The organism is Saccharopolyspora sp. 6M (assembly GCF_020176775.1).
Classification (GTDB): Bacteria; Actinomycetota; Actinomycetes; order Mycobacteriales; family Pseudonocardiaceae; genus Saccharopolyspora_C; species Saccharopolyspora_C gregorii.
Map to the genome: position 1 here is coordinate 1 of NZ_JAIUJZ010000111.1, position 20,911 is coordinate 20,911.

22 protein-coding genes are annotated in these 20,911 nt (G+C 73.4%); 17 read left to right on the top strand and 5 right to left on the bottom strand.

Going from position 1 to position 20,911, the window contains the following annotated elements; genetic code table 11:
* Positions 1-63 precede the first annotated feature (63 nt).
* Positions 64-981: an oxygenase MpaB family protein gene (locus LCD31_RS16215; RefSeq protein WP_224959135.1), complete on the bottom strand. Its 918-nt coding sequence runs from the start codon at positions 979-981 to the stop codon at positions 64-66.
* A gap of 315 nt (positions 982-1,296) precedes the next feature.
* Here LCD31_RS16215 and LCD31_RS16220 point away from each other — a divergent pair, with 315 nt between their 5' ends.
* Positions 1,297-2,622 (top strand): hypothetical protein, encoded by a 1,326-nt coding sequence (locus LCD31_RS16220; protein WP_224959137.1) that lies wholly within the window; start codon positions 1,297-1,299, stop codon positions 2,620-2,622.
* A 39-nt stretch (positions 2,623-2,661) separates the two neighbouring features.
* Here the strand turns inward: LCD31_RS16220 and LCD31_RS16225 are convergent, their stop codons facing one another.
* Positions 2,662-3,465, bottom strand: coding sequence for an enoyl-CoA hydratase-related protein (locus tag LCD31_RS16225; protein WP_224959139.1), 804 nt, complete (start codon positions 3,463-3,465; stop codon positions 2,662-2,664).
* Between the two features lie 193 nt (positions 3,466-3,658).
* Between LCD31_RS16225 and LCD31_RS16230 the strand changes: the two genes are divergently transcribed.
* The 6 genes from LCD31_RS16230 to LCD31_RS16255 all read left to right on the top strand — a co-directional run bounded on the left by LCD31_RS16230 (position 3,659) and on the right by LCD31_RS16255 (position 10,400).
* Positions 3,659-4,840, top strand: a complete 1,182-nt coding sequence (locus LCD31_RS16230; RefSeq protein WP_224959141.1) for a TetR/AcrR family transcriptional regulator — start codon at positions 3,659-3,661, stop codon at positions 4,838-4,840.
* A gap of 231 nt (positions 4,841-5,071) precedes the next feature.
* The gene (locus LCD31_RS16235; RefSeq protein WP_224959143.1) at positions 5,072-6,709 is read left to right on the top strand and encodes an acyl-CoA carboxylase subunit beta; all 1,638 of its coding nucleotides are present in this window, start codon (positions 5,072-5,074) and stop codon (positions 6,707-6,709) included.
* A gap of 10 nt (positions 6,710-6,719) precedes the next feature.
* Positions 6,720-7,013 carry an acyl-CoA carboxylase subunit epsilon gene (locus LCD31_RS16240; protein ID WP_224978090.1) on the top strand — a complete coding sequence of 98 codons (294 nt, stop codon included), beginning with the start codon at positions 6,720-6,722 and terminating at the stop codon, positions 7,011-7,013.
* A gap of 106 nt (positions 7,014-7,119) precedes the next feature.
* Complete coding sequence (locus LCD31_RS16245; RefSeq protein ID WP_224959175.1) at positions 7,120-8,886, top strand: biotin carboxylase N-terminal domain-containing protein; 1,767 nt, start codon at positions 7,120-7,122, stop codon at positions 8,884-8,886.
* Positions 8,887-9,067: 181 nt separating this feature from the next.
* Positions 9,068-9,253: a hypothetical protein gene (locus LCD31_RS16250; RefSeq protein ID WP_224959145.1), complete on the top strand. Its 186-nt coding sequence runs from the start codon at positions 9,068-9,070 to the stop codon at positions 9,251-9,253.
* Positions 9,254-9,383: 130 nt separating this feature from the next.
* A complete protein-coding gene (locus LCD31_RS16255) occupies positions 9,384-10,400 on the top strand; it encodes a nitroreductase family protein (RefSeq protein ID WP_224959147.1) in 1,017 nt (338 codons plus the stop codon).
* A gap of 114 nt (positions 10,401-10,514) precedes the next feature.
* Here LCD31_RS16255 and LCD31_RS16260 read toward each other — a convergent pair whose 3' ends face one another.
* Entirely contained in the window at positions 10,515-11,273 is a 759-nt protein-coding gene (locus tag LCD31_RS16260) for a TetR/AcrR family transcriptional regulator (protein ID WP_224959149.1), read from the bottom strand.
* Between the two features lie 177 nt (positions 11,274-11,450).
* Between LCD31_RS16260 and LCD31_RS16265 the strand changes: the two genes are divergently transcribed.
* Positions 11,451-11,969, top strand: a complete 519-nt coding sequence (locus LCD31_RS16265; RefSeq protein WP_224959151.1) for a 2'-5' RNA ligase family protein — start codon at positions 11,451-11,453, stop codon at positions 11,967-11,969.
* On the opposite strand, the gene LCD31_RS16270 is transcribed toward LCD31_RS16265, so the two are convergent.
* Positions 11,966-12,460: a MarR family winged helix-turn-helix transcriptional regulator gene (locus LCD31_RS16270; protein ID WP_224959178.1), complete on the bottom strand. Its 495-nt coding sequence runs from the start codon at positions 12,458-12,460 to the stop codon at positions 11,966-11,968. The two genes, LCD31_RS16265 and LCD31_RS16270, sit on opposite strands and share 4 nt — an antisense overlap.
* A 202-nt stretch (positions 12,461-12,662) precedes the next feature.
* Here LCD31_RS16270 and wrbA point away from each other — a divergent pair, with 202 nt between their 5' ends.
* The 4 genes from wrbA to LCD31_RS16290 all read left to right on the top strand — a co-directional run bounded on the left by wrbA (position 12,663) and on the right by LCD31_RS16290 (position 15,995).
* On the top strand, positions 12,663-13,274 hold the full coding sequence (gene wrbA / locus LCD31_RS16275) for an NAD(P)H:quinone oxidoreductase (RefSeq protein WP_224959153.1): 612 nt from the start codon (positions 12,663-12,665) through the stop codon (positions 13,272-13,274).
* 138 nt (positions 13,275-13,412) lie between these two features.
* Entirely contained in the window at positions 13,413-14,378 is a 966-nt protein-coding gene (locus tag LCD31_RS16280) for a ring-cleaving dioxygenase (protein ID WP_224959155.1), read from the top strand.
* Complete coding sequence (locus LCD31_RS16285; protein ID WP_224959157.1) at positions 14,375-14,989, top strand: alpha/beta hydrolase; 615 nt, start codon at positions 14,375-14,377, stop codon at positions 14,987-14,989. Before LCD31_RS16280 ends, LCD31_RS16285 begins: the two co-directional genes overlap by 4 nt.
* Before the next feature lie 154 nt (positions 14,990-15,143).
* Positions 15,144-15,995, top strand: a complete 852-nt coding sequence (locus tag LCD31_RS16290; RefSeq protein WP_224959159.1) for a helix-turn-helix domain-containing protein — start codon at positions 15,144-15,146, stop codon at positions 15,993-15,995.
* Between the two features lie 34 nt (positions 15,996-16,029).
* Here the strand turns inward: LCD31_RS16290 and LCD31_RS16295 are convergent, their stop codons facing one another.
* Entirely contained in the window at positions 16,030-16,902 is an 873-nt protein-coding gene (locus LCD31_RS16295) for a hypothetical protein (protein WP_224959161.1), read from the bottom strand.
* Between the two features lie 847 nt (positions 16,903-17,749).
* On the opposite strand from LCD31_RS16295, the gene LCD31_RS16300 reads away from it, so the two are divergent.
* From LCD31_RS16300 to LCD31_RS16320, 5 genes are all read left to right on the top strand, one after another.
* Positions 17,750-18,472, top strand: coding sequence for a DUF5753 domain-containing protein (locus LCD31_RS16300; RefSeq protein ID WP_224959163.1), 723 nt, complete (start codon positions 17,750-17,752; stop codon positions 18,470-18,472).
* A gap of 14 nt (positions 18,473-18,486) precedes the next feature.
* On the top strand, positions 18,487-18,687 hold the full coding sequence (locus LCD31_RS16305; protein WP_224959165.1) for a DUF397 domain-containing protein: 201 nt from the start codon (positions 18,487-18,489) through the stop codon (positions 18,685-18,687).
* Between the two features lie 65 nt (positions 18,688-18,752).
* Positions 18,753-18,938 (top strand): hypothetical protein, encoded by a 186-nt coding sequence (locus LCD31_RS16310; RefSeq protein ID WP_224959167.1) that lies wholly within the window; start codon positions 18,753-18,755, stop codon positions 18,936-18,938.
* Positions 18,939-19,099: 161 nt separating this feature from the next.
* Positions 19,100-19,777 carry a GntR family transcriptional regulator gene (locus tag LCD31_RS16315; RefSeq protein ID WP_224959169.1) on the top strand — a complete coding sequence of 226 codons (678 nt, stop codon included), beginning with the start codon at positions 19,100-19,102 and terminating at the stop codon, positions 19,775-19,777.
* A partial coding sequence (locus LCD31_RS16320) for an MFS transporter (protein WP_224959171.1) occupies positions 19,774-20,911 on the top strand: 1,138 nt, incomplete at its 3' end. The genes LCD31_RS16315 and LCD31_RS16320, both read left to right, overlap by 4 nt.

The window sequence follows — 20,911 nt, forward strand, 5'->3', positions numbered from 1 at the left end:
GGGGCGGACCGCGCACCCGGGGGCCGGGGGATCGCCGCGCGGGTGCGGTCGCGTTGGGTGCGGTCAGCTGGTCTTCTCGCTCGGTGCCGGGAACGGGCACCCGCGGCGGAGCCACTTCGGGTCGAGGTCGCTCGGCGGCGGGGGCGCGCCGAGGTCCTCGGGCGTGTAGCCGTGCGGGTAGTTCGGGTAGGTGCGGCTCTTCGGGTCCTGCGTCAGCTTCGAGATCCGCCGCTCCGGCAGCAGCCGCACCACCGCCGACCGCGCCTTCAGCCCACCGCGCGCCGCGGCCCCGACCCACGCCGGTGCGGCGCGGAAGCCGAACGCGGTGAGCATCGGCTCGTCCAGCAGCGCCCGCACCCCCAGCCCGACCGCGGGCCGCAGCGGCTTCGGGAACCACGAGCAGAACAGGTCCATCGTGTAGCGGCCCACGGCGTGGTTGGTGTCCGAGTAGCGGAAGTGCTCCCGCTCGTACTCGTCCTTGAACCGGCGGAACTCGGCGAAGGTCGGCGGGATGTCCTTGATGCCCATCCGCTTGCCGACGGCCAGGAAGTAGTGGAACGCCGCGTCCCGCTCGTGCGGGTGCAGCGGCCGCCAGCCGAACCGGTCGATCCAGTCCACCGGATCGTAGACGAACGTCGACAGCACGTAGAGCATGTCGTCGTTGGAGATCACGTACCGCCCGTGCGCCCGGTTGATCACCCGCAGCGCTTGCTTGCCGCGTTCGGAGTCGTAGCCGTGCTCGGCGATCTCGGTCATCAGCAGCGCGGTGTCGTCGTAGCGCTGCTGCGGCCGCTTCTCGAACTCGCCGGTCGCGGCCAGCAGCGCCGAGATGCTCGGCACGCAGTACGTCCGGAACAGGGCGAACTCCAGCGCCCGCTGGTAGTCGAAGGGGAACTCGCATCCCGCCGAGATCTTGTAGATCTCCTGGTGGTCGGTGACCGGGTCCAGTTCCGCGATGCGCCGCAACCAGGTGCGTGCCATGGCCAACCTCCTCTGCGGGCCGGTTCCGGCCGAGCCCTCGACGGGTGCAACGAGACGGGCCCGCCGGGTGTGACGGAGGCTACTGCGGTAGCGGCGGCGGGGTCGGGAGATCGGCCCGCGGCGCGGAGGTCGCAGCAGGGTCCGGTCCCGAACGTCCGCGCCGGGGCCGTCTCGAACGCCCGCACGGGGCCGTCCGGGCAGCCCGCGGTGCCCTCCCGGGCAGGTGAGCGGGCCCGCGACGACCTTGCGACCCCGCTCGCGAGCGGCGGAGACTCGTCGGGAGCCGGGTGGCTCCGCGCGCTGGGGGAGGTGGCCGTGCGACACCACGAACGTGCACCCGCCGGGCGGGAGCCGCGCGCGGTCGCGCCCCGATCGGCGGCGCCCGAACTCGACGGCGGTCCGTGGCAGGCCCGCCTGGTCGCGCTCCAGCGCACGCTCGGCAACGCGGCGGCGGCCGACTGGGTGCGGCGTTCCCGGGGCGAGGCCGTGCAACGGGCCGGAACCGGCGCCGCGGAACGCACCGGAAACGCCGCGGCAGCGGGCCACGGCGCCGCACGGGAGAGAGCCGGGCGGGACGGCGTCGAGGAGCGCGAGCGGCGGCTGAGCGAGGAGTACGGCATCCGGATCGGGCCGCCTCCCGGCGACCGGGAGCACTTCACCCACGCCGAGCTGGACCGGATCGACACGGCGCTGGCCACCCTGCCGAGCGAAGACCTGGGTCCGAACGAGCAGCTCGTCGCCATCGAACCGGACCCGGGCGGCGCGCGCGCCAGCGCCTACGACGAGGACGAGCGCACCATCGGCATCGTGCGCCCGATCCTCGCCGGGGGGATCCGCGCACCCGGCTGGTTGTACGCGCGGCTCAACCGGGGTTCCCACTGGCAGCGCCGCCTGATGGACCACGGGGCGTTGAGCGGGATGAGCGGCGTCGGCCTGCGCCAGGACCACCGGCTCGGGATCCGCCCGGGGCGGCGGCACGTCATGGCCGGCGTCTCGGACGAGCTGGCCCACGGGAACCTGCTGGAGTGGACCGTCCGCCACGAGGTGGGCCACTCCGTCGACGCGATGGTCGAGTGGTCGGTCGAGCTCGCCGCGCAGGAGCGCTTCGGCGGCTGGCGGGTCCACGGCGGCGACGCGGACGGCGAGGTCGCGAGGGCGGTGCTGCGGAAGGCCGACCTCCTCGACGTGCTCGGCGGGCTGCCGCAGGCGGCCGCCGTGAGCACGCTCTCCGCGTTGATCCGCACGCCGGAGGTGCGCGGGAACGGGGACCGGCTGCACGCGTACTTCGAGCGGTTCAAGGCGCTCTTGGCACCGCCGGAGTTCGAGCGGCGCCGGGACCTGGCGCTGCGGTTCGTCCGGCTCGCCCTCGCGCAGCCCTGGTCCCTCGACGACGGCGGCGCGACCGTCCTCGACGTCGAGGGGCGCACCTACCACGTGGACCAGTACGACGACTGGGTCAGCTACTCGACGGCGCAGCGCCGCGCGCACGCGCTGTCCAACTACCAGTTCTCGACCCCGAAGGAATGGTTCGCGGAGGCCTACGCCGCCTGCTACGACCCGGAGCCCGGGGTGGGGGATCGGCTCCCGGCCGAGGTGCGCGCCTGGTTCGAGGCACGCCGCGGGAGTGGTGGTTCCGGGTGAATCCGGCGCCGCGCGGAGCAGTTCCGCGGGCGGCGCCGCTCACGCCGATCGGTTCGGCGGCAGCGGGGGGAAGTCGATCGGTTCGCGCTGCCCGAGGCGCTGCACGGCGGCCTGGAAATCGGGTGCCCGCAGCGATTCGCCCATCAGCCGCACCGATTCGGCGACGGCCCGCGGCCCGTCGAGGTCGAGCCCGCGCCACACCTGCTGCTTGATGACCGCCATCGACCGCGGTGAGCAGTGCGCGGCGAGCCCGCGGGCGTACTCCTGGGCGGCGGGCAGCACCTCGGCCCGCGGCAGCACGTGCTGCGCCAGGCCGAGCGCCGCCGCCTCGGCCGCGTCGATCTTGCGGGCGGACAGCAGCAGGTCCATCGCGGCGCCCACGCCGACGAGCCGGGGCAGCAGCCAGGCGGTGCCGTACTCGCCGATCAGGCCGAGCTTGCTGAACGCGGTGGACAGCCGCGCGCCCTCGGCCAGGAACCGCACGTCCGCGAACAGCGCCTGCGCGAGCCCCAGCCCGGCGGCGCCGCCGTTCACGGCCGCGATCAGCGGTTTTCGCAGCGTCATCGGCAGGTGCGGCGGATGTCCGAGCGCGGTCTCCAGGTCGGGCGCGTCGTCCCCGGCCAGCAGGTGCAGGGCGTCCGGCGCGGCTCCGCTGCAGAACCAGTCGCCGTCGCCGGTGACCACGATCGCCCGCACCTCCGGGTCGTCGTCGGCTTCGGCGAGCGCGGTGTAGTAGGCGGCGAACATCGCGCCGTCCATCGCGTTGCGCTGCTCCGGCCGGGTGAGGTGGACGGTGCGCACGCCGTCGCCGGTGCTGGTGCGGATCCCGGTGCTGCCGGTCATGCCGGGCCTCCTCCGAGGCTGAGGTCGGATCGGCCGCTTTCGCCCGGCCGTGATCCACTCTTCGCGGTCAGCGCTGACCGTAGCGGATGCGCGGCCGCGTGCGGGAGGACCGGTGCTCGGCGGCGCCCGGCCTATCCTGTGCCGGGAACGCGGCGCGAACGCGCCGGGACGAGCGTGCCGGGAGGTCGGGCCAGTGGCCGAGACGAAGCCGGGTGGGACCCGGCCGCGGAACCGGCGGGAGCTCATCATCGCCGCCGCCTCCCGCCTGTTCTACGAGCAGGGCTACGCGCGGGTCGGCGTCAGCGACATCGCGGAGGCCGTCGGGGTCGGCCCGTCCGCGCTGTACCGCCACTTCAAGGGCAAGCAGCTGCTGCTGCACCGGGTCGTGCTCGACCACCTGCACCCGTTCGAGCGGGTGCTGGGGGCGCGCTCCGACGACCTGGACGCGGTGGTGCGGGAACTGGCCGCGACCGCGCTGGACCACCGCGAGCTCGGGGTGCTGTGGCAGCGGGAGGCCCGGCACCTGCCCGCGGAGGACCGCGACGAGCTCAAGGACCAGCTGCGGGTCGTCGCGGGCGGCCTCGCCGACCTCGCCCGTTCCTGGCGGCCCGACCTGGCCGAGGAGGATGCGCGGTTCCGCGGCTGGTGCCTGTTCAGCGCGTTGACCAGCCCGTCGTACCACCGCGTGGAGCTGCCGCGGGCCCAGTTCGAGGCGCTGCTGCGGGACGTGATCGTCACCGTCGCCGGGCTGCCGCCGCTGCTGTCCGGGCGCGGGGCGGCCACGCCGGACGCGGACGCGCGGCTGCTGCAGCGCGGCGGTTCGTCCCGACGGCGCCAGCTGCTGTCCGCGGCGACCAGGCTGTTCGCCGAACGCGGCTACGCGGCCGTGACCACCGAGGAGATCGGCGCCGAGGTCGGCATCGCCGGGCCCAGCGTCTACAACCACTTCGCCAGCAAGCAGGAACTGCTCGACGCGGTGATCACCCGCGGCTCGGCGTGGCTGGAGATCGACCTCGGCCGGACCCTGGTGCGCCGGCCCGACGCGGCCGAGGCGCTGCGCGCGCTGCTGTGGTCCTACATCACCTTCGCCCTCGACCACGGCGGGTTCATCGACATCCTCGTCGGCGAGGGGGGGGACCTGCCCGACCACGAGCGGCACCGGGCGCGGCAGACCCAGCACGAGTACGTGACCGAGTGGGTGGCGCTGCTGCGCGAGGTGCGCCCGGAGCTGGACGCGGCCACCGCGCGGGTCCTGGTGCAGGCCACGTTGACGCTGGCCAACGACATGGCCCGCACCGGCACCGTCCGCGCCCCGGAGGCGGTGCGCCGGGTCGGCGCCGCGCTGATGTTCACCAGCGGCTCGGAACCCCACTAGCGGCTGTTCACTTCTCTGGACCGTGGTGGTCGTGAACCAGCGCTTTCCCGTACCGGAGCCGGGTAGGGCCTGCTCACTTCTCGGTTGACTCGCCGGACGTCCGCGGATTAGCCTCCGCTCGGGGAACCCGGGCCAGCCCGGGTTCCGGTCGTGCCGACGCGGTCCGCCCGCCGGATCGGCGCGCACGGCCGCGGAATCGTCCACGAGCGAGGAATGGCGGTCGCAGGAGCGATGAGCAGCGCGACGGAACCGGTGGGCGTCCCGCCCGCGGAGGAGCCGGACATCCACACCACCGCCGGCCGGCTGGCGGACCTGTACCGGCGCAACCACGAGGCGGTGCACGCGGGTTCCGACCGGGCCATCGAACGCCAGCACGCCAAGGGCAAGCTCACCGCCCGCGAGCGCATCGACCTGCTGCTCGACCCCGGCTCGTTCGTGGAACTCGACGAGCACGCCCGGCACCGCTCCACCAACTTCGGCCTGGACGCCGACCGGCCCTACGGCGACGGCGTCGTCACCGGCTACGGCACCGTCGACGGGCGCAAGATCTGCCTGTTCTCGCAGGACTTCACCGTGTTCGGCGGCTCCCTCGGCGAGGTGTTCGGCGAGAAGATCGTCAAGGTGATGGACCTGGCGCTCAAGACCGGCTGCCCGCTGGTCGGCATCAACGACTCCGGCGGCGCCCGGATCCAGGAGGGCGTGGCCGCGCTGGGGCTCTACGCGGAGATCTTCAAGCGCAACACCCACGCCTCCGGCGTCATCCCGCAGATCTCGCTGGTCGTGGGGCCGTGCGCGGGCGGAGCGGTCTACTCCCCGGCGATCACCGACTTCACCGTGATGGTCGACCAGACCTCGCACATGTTCATCACCGGGCCCGACGTGATCAAGACGGTGACCGGGGAAGAGGTCAGCTTCGAAGAGCTCGGCGGCGCCCGCACGCACAACTCCCGCTCCGGCAACGCGCACTACCTGGCCTCCGACGAGCAGGACGCGGTCGACTACGTCAAGGAACTGCTGTCGTTCCTGCCGTCGAACAACCTCTCCGACCCGCCCGCGTTCGACGCGGACGCCGAGGCCGGGTCCATCGCCGACGGGGTGGGGGAGTCCGACCTCGAACTCGACGCGCTGGTGCCGGATTCGCCGAACCAGCCCTACGACGTCAAGGAAGTGCTCACCCGCGTCCTCGACGACGGCGAGTTCCTGGAGGTCTCCGCGCTGTTCGCGCCGAACATCGTCGTCGGCTTCGGCCGCGTCGAAGGGCGCAGCGTCGGCGTCGTGGCCAACCAGCCCACCCAGATGGCGGGCACCCTCGACATCGACGCCAGCGAGATGGCCGCGCGGTTCGTGCGCACCTGCGACGCGTTCAACGTGCCGGTGCTGACCTTCGTGGACGTGCCCGGGTTCCTGCCCGGCACCGACCAGGAGTGGAACGGCATCATCCGGCGCGGTGCGAAGCTGCTCTACGCCTACGCCGAGGCGACCGTCCCGCTCGTCACCGTGATCATCCGCAAGGCCTACGGCGGCGCCTACGACGTGATGGGCTCCAAGCACCTCGGCGCGGACATCAACCTGGCCTGGCCGACCGCGCAGATCGCGGTGATGGGCGCCCAGGGCGCGGCGAACATCCTCTACCGGCGCAGGCTGAAGGAGGCCGCCGAGCGCGGCGAGGACGTGGAGGCGCTGCGCGCCCAGCTCCAGCAGGAGTACGAGGACACCCTGTGCAACCCCTACGTGGCGGCCGAACGCGGCTACGTGGACTCGGTGATCCCGCCCTCGCACACCCGCGGCTACCTGGCCCGGTCGCTGCGGATGCTGGCGGACAAGCGGGAGTCCCTGCCCGCCAAGAAGCACGGCAACATCCCGCTGTGAAGGAGCCGCGATGAGCAGTCCGGACGAGAACGCGCCGCGGCTCGACGTGCTGAGCGGGGAGGACGACGGCACCGGGGCGCGGCCGCGACCGCTGCTGCGCGTCGTGCGCGGCAGCCCCACCGACACCGAGCTCGCCGCGCTGACCGCGACGATCAGCGCGCTCGGTGCCGCCGCACCGGAACCGGAACCGCGGGGACCGGTGTCGTACTGGGTCTCCCGCGCGGACCGGCTGCGGTTCGGCCCGGCGCAGGCGGCCCCGCGTCCCGGCGAGGGGGCGTGGCGCTACTCCACGCGGCCGCGCTGATGCGCGCCGCACCCGGCGCCGCGCGCGCCCCGAAGAACGACCGGCCGGTTCCCGCACCGGGACCCGCCGGGACACGACCACTGCGTACAGGGATGGTGTGAACACCATGGGGTTGAAGAAGGTTCTGGTGGCCAACCGCGGCGAGATCGCGGTGCGAGTGGTGCGGGCGTGCCGGGACGCCGGCATCGCCTCGGTGGCCGTGTACGCCGAACCGGACGCCGACGCGGTGTTCGTCCGCCTCGCCGACGAGGCGTTCGCGCTGGGCGGCACCACCGCCGCCGAGTCGTACCTGGACTTCCAGAAGGTGATCTCCGCGGCGACCCGCGCCGGGGCGGACGCGGTGCACCCGGGCTACGGCTTCCTGTCCGAGAACGCCGACTTCGCGCAGGCCGTGCTGGACGCCGGGCTGGTGTGGATCGGCCCGACGCCGCAGGCGATCCGCGACCTCGGCGACAAGGTCACCGCCCGCAAGATCGCGCTGGCCGCCGGGGCGCCGCTGGTGCCCGGCACCGAGGACCCGGTCGCGAACGCCGACGAGGTCGTCGCCTTCGCCGAGGAGCACGGGCTGCCCGTCGCGATCAAGGCCGCCTTCGGCGGTGGCGGTCGCGGCCTCAAGGTGGCCCGCACGCTGGAGGAGATCCCGGAGCTGTTCGACTCCGCGGTGCGCGAGGCCGTGTCGGCCTTCGGCCGCGGCGAGTGCTTCGTGGAGCGCTACCTGGACCGGCCGCGCCACGTGGAGGCCCAGGTGCTGGCCGACCAGCACGGCAAGGTCATCGTGGTCGGCACCCGGGACTGCTCGCTGCAGCGCAGGCACCAGAAGCTGGTGGAGGAGGCGCCCGCCCCGTTCCTCAGCGACGCGCAGCGCGAGCAGATCCACACCGCCGCCCGCGCCATCTGCGCGCAGGCCGGCTACCACGGCGCCGGAACCGTCGAGTTCCTCGTCGGCGCCGACGGCACCATCTCCTTCCTGGAGGTCAACACCCGGCTGCAGGTCGAGCACCCCGTCTCCGAGGAGACCACCGGGCTGGACCTGGTGAACGAGCAGTTCCGCATCGCCGCGGGCGGGCACCTCGACCTGGACGCCGACCCCACCCCGATCGGCCACTCCATCGAGTTCCGGATCAACGGCGAGGACCCGGGCCGCAACTTCCTGCCCGCCCCGGGCACCGTTACCCGGTTCGTCGCCCCCGCCGGACCCGGCGTGCGGGTGGACGCGGGCGTGGAATCGGGCAGCGTGATCGGCGGCCAGTTCGACTCGCTGCTGGCGAAGGTGATCGTCACCGGCGCCGACCGCCCGCAGGCCATCGCGCGGGCCCGCCGCGTGCTGGAGGAGATGCAGGTCGACGGCATCGCCACCGTGCTCCCGTTCCACCGCGCCGTGCTGCGCGACCCGGCGTACGTCGCCGAGACCGGCCTGGAGTCGTTCACCGTGCACACCCGGTGGATCGAGACCGAGTTCGACAACCGGCTCGCGCCGTTCGAGGACTCCGTCCCGCCGGAGGAGGAGGCCGCGCCGCGCCGCACGGTGATCGTCGAGGTCGACGGCCGCCGCGTGGAGGTCTCGCTGCCCGCCGACCTGGGCGGCGGCGCACCGGCCGCGGCGGCGAAGAAGAAGCCGCGCAAGCGCGCCGCCGGTGGCGCGGGCGGGGCGGTCTCCGGCAACGCGGTCACCGCACCCATGCAGGGCACCCTGATCAAGCTCGCCGTGGAAGAAGGCGCGCAGGTCGCCGCCGGAGAGCTGATCGGCGTGCTGGAGGCGATGAAGATGGAGAACCCCGTGACCGCGCACAAGGACGGCACGGTCACCGGGCTCAGCGCGGCGCCGGGCGACTCGGTGTCGCAGGGCGCGGTGCTCTGCACGATCGAGGACTGATCGGATCCCCGCCGGGTGGTGCGAGCCCGGCGGGGGAGCCCGGTGGGGGAACCCGGTGGTGCGCCTTCGCACCGGGGTCGCCCCTCCCGCGCCCGCGGGAGATCCGACGGTGATTCCACTGTGGACGACGATGAGGTCGCGGCGGTGCGTGCGCCGGGAGCCGACACTCCTAGGAGGAACGATGGACGCGTTGTGCACCTGCCTGTGCCGCCAAGCCGGCCACCACGGCATCTGCCAGGAGACCCCCGAGCACGGCCTCCGGCTGCTCGCCCCGCAGCTCACCATGACCTCCACCGGCGAGGTGTGCCGCCCCTGCTACCAGGCCACGACCCGCCCCGCTGGCCGCCGCTTGCCGCAACCGGTCTGAGCCGGGGCTCCGGCGGCGGGTGCGCTGCTCCCGATGCGGGACTTTGGCCCATGTCAGCGGGACCGGCCCGGCCTGCATCGTGGATCGCGCGGGGCATCGCCCCCGCTCCCGCGGTCAGGAGGACGAGGTCATGGACGGCGTGCCCGCATTCCCGCCGGCGCTGGGGCTCGCACCGGAGCAGGTCGCGCAGGTGGTGCGGCTGGCCGGCCGGGCCCCGTCGCTGCACAACCGGCAGCCGTGGCTGTTCCGGGTGACCGCGGACGTGATCGAACTGCACGCCGACCTCAGCCGCCGGATGCCCGGCACCGACCCGGAGGACCGGGAGCTACGGCTGGGGTGCGGGGCGGCGCTGTACGACCTGCGGCTGGCGCTGGAGCACGTCGGCGTGCGGCCGCTGGTCACCCTGCTGCCCAGCGAGCGGGAACCGGAACTGCTGGCCCAGGTGCGGCGCGGCGGTTCCGTCCGGGTGCGCGCCGAGCAGTCCGCGCTGCTGCGCGCCATCACCGCCCGCCGAACCAACCGGCGCCCGTTCCTGGCCACCCCGGTGCCGAAGCCGCACCGCACCGCGCTGGTCGGCTCGGTGTCCGCCGAGCACTCCTGGCTGCACGTGGTCGACCGGCCGCAGCGCGCCGAGCTGCTCGGACTGGTGCGCCGGGCGCATGACCGGCAGCTGCGCGACGAGGCGTTCCGCGCGGAGATGGCGGCGTGGACGGGATTGCCGGACGGCGCGGCGGAGGGCGTGCAGGCCGCCTCGGCGGGCCCGACCCGGGAACCGCAGGACGAGTGGGTGCTGCGCGACTACTCCGGTGGGCGGGACCGGCCGCGGGTGCCGGGCAAGGACTTCGAGGACGACCCGCTGATGCTGGTGCTGTGCTCGTACGGCCGCGGCAGGCAGGCGGACCTGGAGGCGGGGGAGGCGTTGCAGCGGCTGCTGCTGACCGCGACCTCCCTCGGGCTGGCCGCGTCGATGCTCTCCCAGGTGATCGAGGTGCGGGAGACCCGCGGCGAACTGCGGGCGCTGCTCGGCGGAACGCTGGAACCGCAGGCGGTGCTGCGGATCGGCTACGGCACCCCGGTGCCGGCCACCCCGCGCCGCGCCCCGGAGGACACCCTGCTCACCGCGCCGCGGCCCGCGGTCGCGCCGTGAACCCGGTTCGCGGAGGGAACCCCTGCGGTGATCGCGAACCGTGGACCGGCGGGCGGCGATGTGGTTCCCTCCCGGTGGGACGTCCCGCCCACAACGGCGTGAGCGGGCGTCTCGTCAGCTCCCGGACCGCTCGCGGGAGCGGATGAGCACTTCCACGCCGTCCAGCACGCGAGCCAGTCCGAACTCGAAGCGGTGCGCCGCGGTCGTCGCCGCGCCGTGTGCCGAGCCCGCCGCGGTGCCCACCTTCGCCGCGGTGGGGAAGTGCTCCGGGTCGATCAGCCGGTCCAGCAGCGGGGCGTGCGCCTGCCACCACTGCTCGTCGGTGAGGCCGGTGCGCCGTTCGGCGTCGGCGGCCTCCGCGGCCCCGCGGGCGGCGGTGCGCGCGTGCCCGAGCACGAGGCTCAGCACCGAATCCATCTCGACCTCGGTGAGCCCGATGCCGTCGACGGTGCGCAGTTCGCGCTCGTACTTCGCGGTCTCCTGCGGGCCGAGCACGGGGCGGGCGGTGCCGATCTCCAGCGTCCACGGGTGCTTGCGGTGCAGTTCCCAGTTCTGCCGCGCCACGTGCTCCAGCTTCGCGCGCCAGCCGGTGAGTTCGGGGCCGGCCGGCTCGATCTCGCCGTAGACGGTGTCGAGCATGACGTCGATGAGGTCTTCCTTGCTCGGCACGTAGGTGTAGAGCGACATGGTGCCCGCGCCGAGGCGTTCGGCGACGCCGCGCATCGACAGCGCGGCGAGGCCTTCGGCGTCGGCGAGCTCGATGCCGGCCCGCACGATCTCGTCGGCGCCGAGCCCGGGTTTGCGGGAGCGGTGCTCCGGCGCTCGCCACAGCAGCGCCAGCGTCCGCGCCGGATCCCGCTTCCTGACCACCATGCACGCCCCTGTTCGCCGTCCGGGTGCTTCCGGACCGCCGTGCGCCGGGGCCCGATCGGCCACCCAGCCTAGCCAACCGCGGTCGAGTCGATCATCGTCCGGGCGGTGGGCGCTCGATCCCCCGGCGAGACCGGCGGTGCGCGGGACGAGGTGATCTCGGGGCGGTATAAGGGACCCATGCCTTCCGCCCGTGCCACCGCCGTCCTGTTCCCCGTTCCCGTCGCGGATCCGCTGCTGCGTGCGGTCGGGGAGCGGTTCCCGGGCGCGGTGCGGCCGGGGTTGCCCGCGCACCTCACGGTGCTGCACCCGTTCCTGCCGGAGGTGGACGAGGCGGTGCTGGCGGAACTGGCCGAGCTCGTCGCGCGCCGCGCACCGGTGCGGGTGGAGTTCACCGCGGGCGTGGCGCAGCGCCACCTCGACACGGGATTCGTGCCGTTGCGGCCCGAACCGGACGGTCCGCTGCGCGAGCTGACCGCGGAGCTCGCCGCGCGGTGGGACCTGCGCCCCTACGACGGCAGGTACGGCGAACCTGATCCGCACGTCACGATCGCGCTCGACGTGACCCCGCAGCGGGCGCGGGAGATCGCCGAGCACGTGGCGGGTGCTCTTCCGCCGCCCGCGCTGCTGGACGAGGCGTGGCTGGTGGAGTTCGACGGCGCCTGGTCGCTGCGGGCCCGGTTGCCGTTGCGCGGCTAATAGATCCCGTCCTCGCCGTTGGCGGCGCGCAGCGTGCGCATCGCTTCGGCGAGCGCTTCGGACCGGTCCAGCCCGAGCGGGGCGAGGACCCGGCGACGCAGGATCTCGGCGCAGGCTTCGCGGGCGCGTTCGGCCATGTCGAGGCCGTGCTCGGTGAGCACCGCGTAGGTGACGCGGCGGTCGGTGTCGCAGGGTTCGCGCACGATGAGGTCGGCGGCGGCGAGCCGGTCGGCGACCTTGGTGAAGCCGCCGCTGCTGAGCGCGGCTTCCCGGGCGAGTCGGGTCATCGGCATCTTGTGCTCGGGGGAGCGCACCAGGCGCAGCAGGATGTCGAAGGACCCGGGGGCGAGGCCGAAGCGGTCGGCGATCTCGCTCATCAGGCGTTCCTGGGTGAGGTGGTAGCCCTCGATCACCAGGCCCCACCAGGTGACGATCTCGTCGTCATCGGTGCCGGCGTCGGCCCGCGCACCTCCGTTCTCCGTCGTCCGCACCGCGTTCGTGGCGCTGCCGCCGCTCACCTGTTCTCCCCTCGGGTGGTCCGTTCGCCGGAGCGAGTCTACCGGCCCGATGCTTCGCCGGAAAGTATCTTGCGAGGAAGAGGAAATCTCGATAGCGTCCTCCCCGAGGAGCCGCGGAGCTCCCGAACGAGAACCCCGGCCGGGTTCGACGCCCGGCCCCGCGAAGGAGTTGTTCATGGCCGACCCCGTCAAGCTCAGCGTCATCTACTACTCGTCGACCGGGACGATCAACGAGATCGCGAACGCACTGGTCGCCGAGGCGGAGAAGGCCGGCGCCGAGGTGCGCCTGCGCAAGGCGCCCGAGCTGGCCCCCGACGCCGCCATCGACGCGAACCCCGCGTGGCGCGCCAACGTCGAGGCCACCCGGTCGGTGCCGGAGGTCGCGGCCGAGGACGTGGTGTGGGCCGACGCGGTGATCTTCGGTTCGCCCACCCGCTACGGCAACATCGCCGCCCAGCTCAAGCAGTTCATCGACACCCTCGGCGGCGAGTGGCAGCAGGGCCTGCTGGCCGACAAGGTCTACAGCGGCTTCACCTCCAGCGCCACCAAGCACGGCGGCCAGGAGTCCACGCTGCTGGCGCTGTACAACACGATCCACCACTTCGGCGGCATCATCGTGAGCCCCGGCTACACCGACGGCTCCAAGTTCGTCGACGGCAACCCGTACGGCACCAGCCACGTCGACGCCCAGGGCCAGCTGCCGGTGGACGACGAGACCCGCACCGCCGCCGGGGTGCAGGCCCGCCGCGTCGTCGAGGTCGCCCGGCGCCTCAAGAACGGCGCCTGACCGCTTCCGCCCGACCGCTTCGGTGGCCCTGCGGGCGGCGGAAGCTCCGGCGGTCCTCCCGGTCGGGGGGCCTTCGGCGGGAGGACCGCCGGATACCCGCGCACCCGCGCGGGTTCCCTTCCAGCAGTGGAGATTTCGATGAGCATCGCGACGAGCGGGCTGCACCACGTCACGGCGATCGCGGGCGATCCGCAGCGCAACGCGGACTTCTACCTGCGGACGCTGGGCCTGCGCCTGGTCAAGACGACGGTCAACTTCGACGACCCGGGCACCTACCACCTCTACTACGGCGACGAGTCCGGCAAGCCCGGTTCGCTGCTGACGTTCTTCCCGTGGAAGGACGCGCCCAGCGGGCGGCACGGCACCGGCCAGGCCACCACCACGTCGTTCTCGGTGCCGGAGGGCTCGATCGGCTGGTGGCAGCGGCACCTCGCCGAGCAGGGCGTCGAGACCAGCCGGGTGCACAGCCGCGACGGTGAGGAGGCGCTGACCTTCCGCGACCCGGACGGCCTGGCGCTGTCCCTGGTCGCGCACCCGCAGGGCGATCCGCGCGCGCCGTGGGAAGGCGGCACCGTGCCCGCCGAGCACGGGGTGCGCGGCCTGCACTCGGTGACGTTGTCGGTCGACCACGAGGACGCGACCGCCGAGATGTTCCGCGGCCTCGGCCTCGAATTCGCCGCCCAGGAGCAGAACCGCCTCCGGTTCACCGCCGGGGACGGCGGGCCGGGCGCCTTCGTCGACGTGCTGGTCACCCCGGACGCCCCGCGCGGCCTGGTCGCGGCCGGTGCGGTGCACCACGTGGCGTGGCGCGCACCGGACGAGGCGACGCAGGCCGCGTGGCGGCAGGAGCTCGTCGACGACGGCGTGAAGGTCACCTCCATCCTGGACCGGCAGTACTTCCGCTCCCTCTACTTCCGCGAACCCGGCGGCACCCTGCTGGAGATCGCCACCGACGAACCCGGCTTCACCGCGGACGAACCCCTGCTGGAACTGGGGCGCGCGTTGAAGCTGCCGCCGTGGCTGGAGCCGAAGCGCGAGGACATCGACCGCATGCTGCCGAAGCTGGACCTGCCCGCCGAGAACAACCCGGAGGTGCTGGGGTGACCGCGCTGTCCCTGCCGCACGAGCACGCCGACGGCGCCCCGGACGCGCCCGTCCTGGTGCTGCTGCACGGCACCGGGGGCGCACCCGGTGACCTGCGCGGGCTCGCCGAGCAGCTCAGCCCGCGGTCCCCGGTGCTCGCCCCCGCCGGGCCGGTGTCGGAGGGCGGCGCGGCCCGCTGGTTCCGGCGGCTGGCGGAGGGCGTGTTCGACACCGAGGACGTCGTGGCCCGCGCCCACCAGCTCGCCGACTTCCTCGCCGAGGCCGTGGACGCCTACGGGTGGCGCGGCAGGCGGCTCGTCGCCGTCGGCTTCTCCAACGGCGCCAACATCGCGGCCGCGGTGGCCCTGCTGCGCCCGGAGGTGCTGGCCGAGGCGGTGCTGTTCGCCGCGATGCTGCCCGTCCCGGACGCGCCCCGGCACGACCTCACCGGCACCCGGGTGTTCCTCGGCAACGGGCAGGCCGATCCGATGGCCCCGCTGGCCGCCGCGAACGGGCTGGTCGAGGCGCTGACCACTCGCGGTGCGGAGATCACGACGTCCTGGCACCCTGGCGGGCACCAGATCACCGCGGCGGGCGTGCGCGACGCCGCGCAGTGGCTCACCCGCCCCTGAAACGGGTCGGGGAGGGTGGAAGGCGGGTCGTTCGCCGGGTGGGGCGGGCGACCCGCCTTTCCCGTGCCCGGCCGCCTCTCCTGCCCGCTCGTACGCCCTGCCTAGGAGTTCCGCTGCCACCCTCCGGCGGCCGGACGCGCCTAGCCTGGACGGCATGGACGGTGACAACCCGCTCGGCGAATTCCTCCGCGCCCGCCGCGCCCAGGTGCGGCCCGAGGACTGGAACCTGCCCGCGGTGGGCAGGCGGCGGGTGGCGGGCCTGCGCCGCGAGGAGCTCGCCTCGCTGGCCGGGGTCAGCTCGGACTACTACGTGCGGCTGGAGCAGGGCCGGGAGCGCAACCCGTCGCCGCAGGTGATCGACGCGCTGGCGACGGTGCTGCACCTGCACGAGGAGGCCACGACGCACCTGCACCGCCTCACCCGGCCCGGCACCGTCCGGCGGACCGCGCGGTCGGAGCGGGTGAGCCCGAACCTGCTGCGGCTGCTAGAATCCTGGCCCGGCACCCCGGCGGTCGTGCTGGACCGCTACTACACCGTCCTCGCCGACAACGAGCTCGGCGCCGCCCTCTACGGCGGGCATCCCCACAGCGGTGATCTGGTGCGGATGCTGTTCCTCGATCCGGACGCGCACCGGTTCTTCCTGGACTGGGAGCGGGTCGCGGAGAACACCGTCGCCGGGCTGCACGCGGCCGCCGGCCTCGACCGCGAGGATCCGCGGCTGGTGGAGCTGGTCGGCGAGTTGTCCTTGCACAGCACCGAGTTCGTGCGGTTGTGGGCGCGGCACGACGTCCGCCGCAAGGCCCACGAGTCCAAGCGGTTCTTCCACCGGCAGGTGGGGGAGATGACGTTGAGCTACGAGACGTTCTCGGTGCACAGCGCGCCGGGCCAGCAGCTGATGGTCTACCGCGCCGAACCCGGCAGCCCGTCGGCCGAAGCCCTCGCCCTCCTCGGCAGCCTCAACGCGCCGGCGGTCACCCGCCCGGATTCCTCGCACCACCGCGGATGAATCGGCCCGATCACCTGGTGCGGCCGACCCGGGATCACTCGTGGTTCCGCGGCCCGCTCGCCGACACCGCCGCCGCTGCGGCCTCGGTCAGCCACGGTTCCGCGGCCGCCGTCGAGCTGAGGTTCGCGTACACCGCCGATACCCCGATCAGGTAGCGGTGGTCGTGGCGCATGAAGAGGTGCTTGCGGGCGGCGGAATATCCGGTGGAGCAGACGTCCTGCCCGGAACCGGAGCCGGGGCACCAGGTCCCGAAGTCCCAGCGCGAGTTCGCGGCGATGCTCGATCGAGCGCCCCGGGCGTCGGCGGCCGTGTCGAACGGGACGACCTGCACCGTGACGACGACCTGTTCGTCATCGCCCGCGGTGTCGTCGTCGATGCGGTACACCCCGATCACCGACGTCGAGCACCCGTAGCCGGTGAGCGCGGTGGGCACCTCGTCGGTCATCCCGAGCGCCGCCGTGCAGGGCTTGGCTCCGGAGGCGACCAGCGCGTACCTGGTGCGCTCGGTGGTGAAGGAGCTCGTGAGCAGTGCCGGTGCGGTGAACGGGGTGAGGTCGGTGGCCTCGTCGTCCAGGTCGGTGGGGTCGTGTTCGGGCTCGTCCTCGTCGGAGGTCGTTTCCGCGGTGGTCGTTTCGGCGTTCTCGGACGGTTCGGTGGTCTCCGCGTCCTCGGTGGTCCCGGGGTCGTCGGTCTCCGAGGTGTCCGCGGCGTAGCGGTCGACGGACGGTGCGGCGGACGTGCTCGGTCCCGACGCCACCCATTCCCGGATCTCGCCGACGTTCTGGAACCCGAGGAATCCGAGCACGGTCACCACGGAGGCGGCGAATCCGATGATCGCCACCCACGGGACGTCGCCGCCGGCGCCCGGTTGCTGGGTCCGTTCGTCGTCCTCGTCTTCGTCCGCCATGCCGCGCCCCCCTTGATCAGCCGCCGCCCCAACGATCGTGATCAGTGGATCAGCGTAGCGGGATCCCGGCTCGTGCCAGGGGCTTTTCAGCCGGTCGGACCGCGGAGGTCTTTGACGTGCAGGACCTCGCCGTGACGAGTGCCGTCGGCCGGGGCGAACGAAGCCGGGGAGACGCCCGTACTCGGCGAACCTCTCGGAGCGGTACAGGCGTTTCGGCGGCGTGGTCGTCCCCCGCGGAAGTCGAGGGTGAGCTGTTCGACGCCGGACGCGAAGGCCCCCCCGCCCCCCCCGCGGGGGGGGGGGGGGGGGGCGGCCCCCCCGGGGCGCCCCCGGGGGGGGGGCGGGGGGCGGGGGCCCCCCCCGGCCCCCCCCGCCCCCCCCCCCCGGGGGGGGGGGGGCGGGGTCCTGTCCTCCCTCGCGCGACCGGGATCGGGGGAGGCCGCGGCGCACAGGAGGCTCGCGCGGATCCGGCGCACCGGACCCGAGGTCAGGTCACGCCACGCACGGCCCCTCGTGGCCGGTCTCGGCCGCGACCAGGCAGCGGGGGCACCGGGTGCTCAGGTCCGCGGGCTCGGTCCGGCGCAGATCCAGCGGTCCGCGCACATGTCCGCCGCAGGCTCGGGGAAGGCTGCCTCCAGCACACCGCAGGACACGATGCCAGCGGCGTCCGCCAGAACCCCGCGCCCAAGCCCCGGTCCGTTCCGAACGCGGGGCGCTCGCCGCGCTCGGGCGAGCAGCGTCTCCGCGACACAAGAACCACAGGTGCTCGCCGGGACCGCCAATCGCGCCGCCACCACAACCGCACCGCACAACGTCCGGCCGCTGCGCGGAAGCGAAGATCAGGCACATGGAGGCCGGAAGGTCGGGTGCGAAGAAGCTGGAGCTTGCGGCCTTGCTCGACCTCTACGGCGCTGATCAAGCTGTCCGGGACGAGATGGAGGAGATCCGGCGAGCGGGAACGAGTCGTGGGCGTTGGTCCGCTTACCGGCTTCCTTCGTGGTTCGCGCCCTATGTCGACTACGAGACAGACGCCTCGCAGGTGTGCACGTTCGAATTGGGCATCATCCCCGGTCTGCTTCAAACCGAGGACTACGTGCGGGAGATGCACCAAGTCGGACGTGCATCGCTGAGCGGGGACACGTTGGACGCGTGGGTTTCGGCCAGGCTGGCGCGTCAGCGGAGGCTGCTTGAAGAACCCCGACTGGAGCTGCGGGTCGTGCTCGCGGAGGAGGCACTGCATCGCCGTGTTGGCGGTCCGGATCTCATGGGTCCGCAGCTCGATCATCTGATCTCGATGTCCGCGCAGCCGAACGTGATCATTCAGGTGCTTCCGTACGGAGCGGGAGCGCACGCATGTCCGCACGGTTCCTTCGTGTTGCTCGGTTTTCCGGACTCGGACCACGAAAGCCTCGGGTACATGGATACCCCGATCGGCGGGCAGCTCGTGGACAAGCCGGACGAAGTGGCCACGTTGGCGAAGCTCTTCGATGACGTGCGGTCGACTGCATTGCCGGTGGCCGGCAGCACTGCGCTGATCCGCGGGCTGAGGAAGGAGCTTGTGGATCTCTGAGGGATACTGCGGACATGTCGATCTCTTCAGCGAAGTGGCGCAAGGCATCCCGGAGCGGGCAGGGGAACAACTGCGTCGAGGTGGCGGTGGACGTGCCCGGGCGGGCGTGGGTGCGGGACAGCAAGCTCGGCGAGGCGTCTCCCGTGCTGGTGACGTCGGGCGCGGGTTTCGCGGCGTTCCTGGGCGCGGTCAAGTCCGGTCGGTACGACCGCTGATCGGCCGGTCGGTAGGGTTCCGCGGGGCGGCGCGGCGCCGCTCCGGAACGGGGAGGGGTGTCCTGATGAGCACGCGGAGCATGACGTTGTTCCTGATCAGGACGCTCATCGTCCTCGCCCTGGTGGTCGGGTTGGCGTTCTACGTCGGCTGGTCCTGGATGACGGGGCTGGCCGTCGGGCTGGTCGCGCTCGCCGCCGTCGCGCAGGGCGGCGTGCTGTTCTGGCAGCGCGGCAAGGACGTCTCGAAATGAGCGCCGCCTAACTTATAACCTCCCGGTTCGGCGGGCTCCGATCCTGCGGCCCGCCAGGCTCCGGCGGCGCTGTCGCCGACGTCACGACCTGTGCAGATGTCACCGCCGGTGCGGTCGGTCCCGCCGATGTGCGAGGCTATAAGCGATCGAAGGGTGGGTGCATGGACGAACCGGTCGCAGCGCGCATGACCAAGAGCGAGTACGCCTACGCGAGCGTGCGCGAGAAGATCCTCTCCGGCGAGTTCCCGCCGGGCTCGGTGCTGAACCAGGCGACCCTCGCCCGCACCATCGGGATCAGCACCACCCCGCTGCGGGAGGCGCTGCGCAGGCTCATGACGGAACGGTTCGTGGAGCTCGACGCGCACCGCGACGCCCGTGTCACCCAGCTCAGCGGGGAAGAGGTCCGGGACCTCGTGGAGCTACGGCGGGTGCTGGACCCGATGGCCGCCGCCCTCGCCGCCGAACGCCGCACCAAGGACGACATCGCCGAGATCCGCCGCTCCGTCGACGAGCAGCGGGCCCTGCCGAACGACCCGTCCTTGCAGCAGCTCGCCGAGCAGCGCCGGTTCCACGCCGCGATCTACCGCGCCTCGCACAACGACCTGCTCGTCGACGCGCTCGACGGGTTGTGGGACAAGGCCGACCGGTACCGGATGCACGCGCTCGCCGAAGGCCGCAGCTCCGCGGAGCGCAACGAGCGCGACGACGAGCACCGGCTGCTCGCCGAACACGTCATCGCCGGGGACGCCGACACCGCCGCCGACCTGATGCGCAGGCACATCGACGCCAGCCTCAGCGCCCGGTCCGCGCGCAGCCTGCTGCACGGCGATGCCTCGTGAGGCTCGACCGGCGGGTGTGGGTGCTGCTGGCGCACGCGGTCCTGACCCAGGTCGTCACCTTCGTGCTGCGGCCCGCCACCTCCTACCGGGCGCTGGAGCTGGACGTGCCCGCGTCCTGGCTGGGCGTGCTCTCCGGCAGCTTCGCGCTGGTGCCGCTGGTGCTGGCGCTGCCCGCCGGGCACATCGTGGACCGGTTGGGGGAGCGGCGGGTGATGGTCGCCGGCGGCGTGCTGATGTGCGCGGCGGGCGCGGCGTTCCTGGCCCTCGGCGGCTCGGTGCTGGGGCTCGTCGTGGGCAACGTGCTGCTAGGCACCGCACACCTGTGTTCGGTGATCGGGCAGCAAGCGCTGGTGGCGAACATGACGTCCTCGGCGCGGCTGGACGCGGCGTTCGGCTACTACACGTTCGCCGCCTCGCTCGGGCAGGCCGCCGGGCCGCTGCTGATCGTCGTGTTCGGCGGTGCGGCGGCGATCCCGGACACCACGCCGATCTTCTGGGGAGCGACGGCGCTGGCCGCTGCGCTGCTGGTGTGCTCCTTCGGCATCACCAGCGGAACCCCGTCCTCGGCCGCCGCACCGGACGGCTCGCCGGGAGTGCGCGGGCTGCTGCGGCTGCCGGGACTGGTGCCCGCGCTGTGCACGAGCTGCGTGGTGCTCGCGGCCGTGGACCTGTCGGTGGTGTACCTGCCCGCGCTCGGCGCCGAACGGCACATCGCCTCCGGCGTGGTCGGTGGGCTGCTGGGACTGCGGGCGGTGGCCTCGATGGTGTCCCGGTTCTTCCTCGGCAGCACCACCCGGCTGCTGGGCCGTCGGAAGCTGCTGGTGCTGAGCATCACCGCCGCCGCGGTCGGGCTCGCGGTGACCGCGGCACCGGTGCCGGTGTGGGCGCTGGCCGTCGCGGTGCTGATCGCCGGGCTCGGGCTCGGCGTCGGTCAGCCGCTGACCATGTCGTGGCTGGCCGAATCGACACCGCCCGGCCTGCGCGGGCGCGCGATGTCGTTGCGCCTCACCGGGAACCGGGGGGGGGGGGGGGGGGGGGGGGGGGGGGGGGGGGGGGGGGGGGGGGGGGGGGGGGGGGGGGGCGGGCGGGGGGGGGGGCCGGGGGCCCGGGGGGGGGGGGGCCGCGCGGGGGGGC